The 1,053-nt window shown below is 46.8% G+C and carries 1 protein-coding gene; it reads right to left on the reverse strand.

The genetic code is table 11. The features are described 5' to 3' along the window. The coding region (locus R7Q38_RS24750; protein WP_411913410.1) for a tetratricopeptide repeat protein at positions 1-1,053 on the reverse strand (1,053 nt) is incomplete at both ends.

Raw genomic sequence — 1,053 nt, forward strand, 5'->3', positions numbered from 1 at the left:
TGCCCATACGAATGATGCGATTGACGTTATGCTGAGTCGCAAATTCGTCTACCCACGCTTGGAATTTTTCAAACATGACTTCGGCAGAGGCGTCGCGGTCGGCGTTAGGTTCGATGTAGAGTAAGTTTGCATCCGAGAAGTGGTACAAACGTGCCGGTTTTTCGATGCGCTCTGCTAGGTATTCACCGAATGCGCGTTCTAATTCCAAGCCCGCTTTGTAACCATTTTGAACGTACATGCTGCGTAAGAACGGTAGGTCGATCATCACAAAACGTAGTCGGTCGTTGAGCGGTTCATGGATAAGTTCACCCATTTGCCACTGTTCAAAAGTGTCACGCGATTTTTTCAGTGAGCGAGACAACTTCACGTTCAGCATGCGCAGATTACGTAAGCGAGAGCGGGAATGGGTAAAGAGGTCGTTACGAAGTTTCTCGATTTCACCCGCTTGGCGCTGCATGATCACGCCGCGGCGCATAATGAACAAAAACATAACCAGAACGGTGATGAATAGGGCAAAGGAAATTTTCTGGAACTTACGATGTTCCATTTCCACCTGCTCTAGACGCTCTGATTGACCGACATAGTGAATGGTCTGTTCCGCAAACTCTTTTTGCTGACGGAACGCATCTTCACTAATTTGGTTGAGTTGTTTTTGCTCCAAACGCACTAAGCTGGTGTATTTTTTGTACGCTTGCAGTGACAGTTGATATTCGCCCGCCTGTTCGTAACCCAAGCCCAACAAACGGTAAGATTGCTGCTTGATGAAGTTTTTGTTTTCCGGCGCTTTTTCGACAAGATCTAAGGCTTTCTTCGCGTTTTCAATTACTTTTTTGCTGTCGTTCTGATGATAAGCGAGACCAGACTGAAGTAGGGCGGCTTTCGCTTCAAGTTGAGGGATATCCGCGTATTCCAGTAACTCTGTCGCACGTTCCAGATATTGCTCTGCAAGTGCGTAGTTGTAGAGTTGCAGGTAAGTCGCAGCCAAGCTCAACCGAATCTTAATGGTGCGATTGATATTACGACTGGTGCTTTCGTGATCCAGTACGTTGAAGT

It is taken from the genome of Vibrio sp. Vb0598 (assembly GCF_033338935.1).
Lineage (GTDB): Bacteria > Pseudomonadota > Gammaproteobacteria > Enterobacterales > Vibrionaceae > Vibrio > Vibrio alginolyticus.